The 5,484-nt window shown below is 71.6% G+C and carries 5 protein-coding genes and 1 pseudogene; 1 reads left to right on the top strand and 5 read right to left on the bottom strand.

Annotated elements, in window-relative coordinates; all coding sequences use genetic code 11:
• Nucleotides 1-166: pseudogene (locus tag E2651_RS40755) on the bottom strand (LysE family transporter); the annotation flags it as partial.
• A 170-nt stretch (nucleotides 167-336) separates the two neighbouring features.
• On the opposite strand from E2651_RS40755, the gene E2651_RS40760 reads away from it, so the two are divergent.
• Nucleotides 337-2,364: a TetM/TetW/TetO/TetS family tetracycline resistance ribosomal protection protein gene (locus E2651_RS40760; protein WP_135336319.1), complete on the top strand. Its 2,028-nt coding sequence runs from the start codon at nucleotides 337-339 to the stop codon at nucleotides 2,362-2,364.
• A gap of 57 nt (nucleotides 2,365-2,421) precedes the next feature.
• Here E2651_RS40760 and E2651_RS40765 read toward each other — a convergent pair whose 3' ends face one another.
• The 4 genes from E2651_RS40765 to E2651_RS44435 all read right to left on the bottom strand — a co-directional run.
• Complete coding sequence (locus E2651_RS40765; RefSeq protein ID WP_135336320.1) at nucleotides 2,422-3,318, bottom strand: sigma-70 family RNA polymerase sigma factor; 897 nt, start codon at nucleotides 3,316-3,318, stop codon at nucleotides 2,422-2,424.
• Nucleotides 3,319-3,400: 82 nt separating this feature from the next.
• The gene (locus tag E2651_RS40770; protein WP_135336322.1) at nucleotides 3,401-3,916 is read right to left on the bottom strand and encodes a GNAT family N-acetyltransferase; all 516 of its coding nucleotides are present in this window, start codon (nucleotides 3,914-3,916) and stop codon (nucleotides 3,401-3,403) included.
• Between the two features lie 104 nt (nucleotides 3,917-4,020).
• Nucleotides 4,021-4,545: a hypothetical protein gene (locus tag E2651_RS40775; protein ID WP_135336321.1), complete on the bottom strand. Its 525-nt coding sequence runs from the start codon at nucleotides 4,543-4,545 to the stop codon at nucleotides 4,021-4,023.
• Nucleotides 4,546-4,619: 74 nt separating this feature from the next.
• The coding region (locus tag E2651_RS44435) for a hypothetical protein (protein ID WP_167829057.1) at nucleotides 4,620-5,484 on the bottom strand (865 nt) is incomplete at its 5' end.

Here is a 5,484-nt window from a genome sequence, read left to right on the forward strand (position 1 = left end):
CCCCTTGAGCCCCCCGCGCCCGCCACAGCGCCGAGACGCCCAGCCACGCCAGGTAGCAGGCGCCCGCGATGCGCAGGACGTCGTACGCGAGCCGGGACGCCGTGAGCAGTGCCGTCAGGCCGACCGCCGTGGCCACGCCCCAGGCGAGGCAGCCGGTGAGCATGCCAGGACCCTACTGACGTACACCGGCACCGCGCCCCGGATAAATCGCTTGCCGCCCGTCGCCACACCCTGCTGCACTGGCCCTACCCCCGAGCCGTCAAGGAGACGTAATGCGCCGTTCGTTCATGTCCAGCCAGAAGGGAATCGCCGTCGACCCAGAGGACATGACGCTCAGTGCATACGCATTCGTCGAGCACGACCAACACCCTGAACCTGGGGATCCTGGCGCACGTTGACGCCGGGAAGACCAGCCTGACCGAGCGGCTGCTGCACGCCGCCGGTGTCATCGACGAGATCGGTCGCGTCGACGACGGAAACACCCAGACCGATTCGCTGGCCCTGGAGCGGCAGCGCGGGATCACGATCAAATCCGCCGTGGTCTCCTTCGCCGTCGACGACGTCACCGTCAATCTCATCGACACCCCCGGCCACCCGGACTTCATCGCCGAGGTGGAGCGGGTGCTCAGCGTGCTCGACGGCGCCGTGCTCGTCGTCTCGGCCGTGGAGGGCGTCCAGGCGCAGACCCGTGTGCTGATGCGGACGCTGCGCAGGCTCCGCATCCCCACGCTGATCTTCGTGAACAAGATCGACCGGCGTGGTGCGCGCCACGAGGAGCTGCTGAGCGGCATCTCCGAGCGCCTCGCCCCGGCCGTCGTCCCCATGGGGACGGTGCGTGGCGCGGGCACCAAGGACGCGCGGTTCGTTGCGCACGCCGTCGGCGATCCCGCGTTCAGCGACCGGCTCGTCGACGTGCTGGCCGCGCAGGACGACGCACTGCTCTCCGCGTACGTCGACGAAGAGGCGGGCCTCGGCCACGAGCGGCTCCGCGCCGAACTGGCCGCGCAGACCGCCCGCAGCCTGGTGCACCCGGTGTTCTTCGGCTCCGCCGCAACCGGCGCCGGTGTGCCCGAACTCATCGCGGGCATCCGGGAGTTGCTGCCCTCCCAGGACGGGGACCCGGCGGCCCCGGCGTCCGGCACCGTCTTCAAGGTCGAGCGCGGGGACGCCGGGGAGAAGATCGCCTACGTACGGATGTTCGCGGGGACGGTGCGCACCCGCGACCGGCTGCCGTTCACCGGCGGCCGCGAGGGCAAGGTGACCGCGGTCAGCGTCTTCGACCAGGGGGCCGCCGTGGCGCGCGACGGCGTGTCCGCCGGGCAGATCGGGAAGCTGTGGGGGCTCGGCGACATCCGGATCGGCGACGTCATCGGCGTACCGCGCACGGGTACGAGCGCCGAAGGTGCCACACCGCACCACTTCTCGCCGCCGACCCTGGAGACCGTCGTCGTGCCCGCCCGCGCCCGCGACAAGGGCGCGCTGCATCTCGCGCTCGCCCAGCTCGCCGAGCAGGACCCGCTGATCGACCTGCGCCAGGACGACCTCCGGCAGGAGGTGTACGTGTCGCTCTACGGCGAGGTCCAGAAGGAGGTCATCGAGGCGACGCTCGCCGAGGAGTACGGACTTGAGGTCGAGTTCCGCGAGACGACGACCATCTGCGTGGAGCGGGTGACCGGCAGCGGCGGCGCCCACGAGATCATCGACAAGGGCGACAACCCCTTCCTGGCGACGGTCGGCCTGCGCGTCGATCCCGGCCCGCCCGGCAGCGGCGTGCGGTTCCGCCTGGAGGTCGAGCTCGGTTCGATGCCGTACGCGTTCTTCCGGGCCGTCGAGGAGACCGTGCACGAGACGCTGCTGCAGGGCGTGTACGGCTGGGAGGTCGGCGACTGCGTGGTCACCATGACGCACTCCGGGTACTGGCCGCGGCAGAGCCACGCGCACGGCACGTTCGACAAGAGCATGTCGAGCACGGCCGGTGACTTCCGGCAGCTGACCCCGCTGATCCTGCTGAGCGCGCTCCGGCGGGCGGGCACCCAGGTGCACGAGCCGTTGCACCGGTTCCAACTCACGGTCCCCGAGGACCTGTTCGGGCAACTCCTGCCGGTGCTCTCGCGGCTGCGGGCCGTCCCGCACACGCAGACGGCACACGGATCCTCGTATCTCGTCGAGGGGGAGATCCCGGCCGCCCGCGTGCACGAGCTCGAGCAGCTGCTGCCCTCGCTGACGCGCGGCGAGGGCGAGCTGGAGTCGGCCTTCGAGCGGTACCAGCCGGTCCGGGGCGAGCCCCCGGCCCGCCGGCGGACCGACCGGAATCCGCTCTGCCGCAAGGAGTACCTGCGGGAGGTGGCGGGCGTCAGGCGGTGAAGGGCGTCAGACGGTGAACGGCGTCAGGCGGTGAAGGGCGTCAGGCGGTGAAGGGCGTCAGGCGGTGAACGGCGGCAGGCCGAGGCCCCGTACGCGGTCGGCGTCGACGAGGATGTTGACCTCGACGATCTTCCCGTTCGTGATCGTGAACTCCATGACGGAGACGACCTCGCCGTCCGGCACACCGACCACGCCGACCCGGCCGTTGACGAGCGCGAACGCGGTCGGCGGCGCGCTCTTCGAGAACATCGAGGCCTGCCCGGCGACCACCGCGGCGCCGCGCACCAGCTTCGAGAGGCCGGAGGCCAGTTCGCCGGTGTCGGCGCGCAACACGACGTCCGGGTCGAGCAGTTCGAGCAGCGCGTCGAAGTCGCCGCCCCGCGCGGCCGCGAGGAAGGCGCCCACGATCTCGCGCTGGCGGGCGGGGTCGTTGTCGGGCGTGGGGGCCGAGCCCTGCACCCGGCGGCGGGCGCGGCTCGCCAGCTGCCGGGTCGCGGCCGGGGTGCGCTCGACGATGGGGCCGATCTCGTCGAAGGGCACGGCGAACATGTCGTGCAGCACGAAGGCGAGGCGCTCGGCGGGCGCGAGCGTCTCGAGTACGACGAGCAGGGCGAGGCCGACCGAATCGGCGAGCAGCACCTCCTGCTCGGGGTCGACGATCTCGCCCCAGCTGACCACCGGATCGGGAACGTGCGTGTCCTGGGAGAGCGCCAGGGACTCCTCGCGCCGCGACTGTCGCGTACGGAGCATGTCGAGGCAGATCCGGCCGACGACGGTCGTCAGCCAGCCCCCGAGGTTCGCGATCTCCCCGGCGTCCGAGCGGCTGAGCCGGATCCAGGACTCCTGGACCGCGTCCTCCGACTCGCCGATCGAGCCGAGCATGCGATAGGCGACGGCTTTCAGGTGCGGCCGGTGCTCCTCGAAGCGGGCCGCCAGAGCGTCGTTCTGGTTCATCCGTCACATTCCCTCGTCGCGATCCGTCATGGAGATGACGGAACAACCCCAACAGACGTGACCAGTTTCCCGGTCGGGGCGGTCAACTGCCCTGCGGGGGTACCCGAAGGGTGTAGCGGCGCTTCTCGGCGGCGCCGGCACCGAGCCGGTCGTAGAAGCGGATCGCGCCCTCGTTCCACACGGGCGTCTGCCACTGGACCTCGGTGAGCCCGAGGGAACGGGCCTCTGCGGTCACCGCGTCCGTCAGGAGCGGGCCGAGGCCGAGGCCGCGGTGGCCGTCGCGCAGGAAGAGGCAGTCCATGTGGAGGTACTCGGCCCCGTCCCAGGTGGAGATCTCCGGCGCGCAGGTGGCGTAGCCGACGATCTCGCCGTCCGGCAGCTCGGCCACGAGGCAGCGCAGGCGCGGCGCGGGCGTCCCGAAGAGCAGCGCGTCCAGGCGCGCGGCGAGGCCCGGGGCGAGCGGCGGGGCCTTCTCGTACACGGCGTGCTCGGCGGCGAGTTCGGCGACGCGGGGAAGGTCGGCGGGGCGGGCGTGGCGCACGCGGGGCTTGCCGTCCGTCGGCTCATCCGTCGGCTCATCCGTCGGCTCGTCCGACACCTCATCCGTCGGCTCATCCGTCACCTCGTCCGACACCTCATCCGTCGATTCATCCGTCGATTCATTCGTCACTTCATCCGTCACCTCATCCGTCACCTCATCCGTCATCGCAGGTCCCCCTCAATGACGTCCTTTCCCCACGCGGTGAGCCGCTCCGGAAGGCTCCCGCCGCCGTCGAGCACGCACCGGACGTACGCGTCGCGCTCGTGCGTGAGGACAGCGGCCTCCCACACGCAGGGCGCCAACCCGGCCCGGCCGGGGCGGAGTTGGTCCGGCTCCCCCGCGGGCCCGACGAAGACCGCGAGATCCGACATGTAGCCCTCGATCCAGCTCTGTACGAGGACGTAGTCGCCGTCACCTCCCGCGTGCACGATCAGCACGGCGAGACCGGCCGATCCGCGGGCCAGGCCGAGGCCGAGATGCGCCCCGGCGAGCCGCAGCGCCGCCTCCTCGTCCCGCCCGGTCACCTTCCGCCCCGGCGCCTCGACGGCGTACACCTTCACGAGGTGCCCGCCGGCCTCGTGGACGCCCAACGCCCGTGCGGTGCGGGGGTGATGGCCGTCGGCGAGTGCGAGGAGCCGTTCCGTGTCGACCGCGGACGGCAGGTCGGCAAGCTCAGTCATGTCCATGACCCCATGATGCAGCTGTCCGCCACATCTCGCGGGGGGATCACTTCTCACGCACGATCACTTCTCACGCACGATCACTTCTCACCGATGACCCGTCGCACATTGGCCCGCACCCGCTCCTGGTCCGCGCGGACCGCGTCGTACGCGTCCTTGTGGCGGGCCACGTCGGCGCGCTGCGTCTCCTCGCGCACGGCCCACCACACACCCGCCGTGTTGTGCTCCCGCTTGCACTCGACGTCGGCCACCGCCGTCGCCAACTCCCTCGGCGTCTGGGTGGTGTTGCCGTCGCTGCGGCCCTTGCGGCCCCAGGCCTTGTCGCCGAAGGCGTCGCTCGGGGTCTTGTAGCCCTTGACGCCCTTGTCGGCCATGCACCGGGACCACGTGCCGAGCGCCTCGCGCACCCGCTCGTCCTTGGCGGCCACCTTGTCCAGGCGCTGACTCCGCTTCGGTGTGTACGTAAACATGCGCACCTGGTCCGGCACGCCCGCCACGAGGCGCTTGGTGCCCGCGCCGGAGCAGCCACCGGTCCCGGAGGGCTTGCGGCGCAGCCCGTACAGCGCCTGGTGTTCCTCGTCCGTCAAGGCGCGGCCCTCGGGCCGTCCCGCGGCGGCCCCGGACCGCTCGGGATCGTAGCCGTAGCCCCAGCGGCGGGCGGCGTCGAGATCGAGCGGCCCGTACGGGTACGACGTGACCGCCACCGCGGTCAGTGTCACCGACCCCGTGCCCCCCGGCTGCTTCGGATACAGCGGGAAGTCGCCGAAGCCGAGGCCCCGCATGCACCGCTGCGTCAGACGGGCCTGTGCCTCCGTGTGCCGCTGACTGTCCCGCGTACTGAACTCATAGCGGTCCAGCGGAAGTTCGGGGATATCCCCCTCGTCCTTCACCGTCGGAACGCCCGGGTCGGCCCCCGCGCCCGCCCCGGAGGAGTCGGATCCGCAC

Origin of the sequence: Streptomyces sp. MZ04 (assembly GCF_004684775.1) — a bacterium.
Lineage (GTDB): Bacteria > Actinomycetota > Actinomycetes > Streptomycetales > Streptomycetaceae > Streptomyces.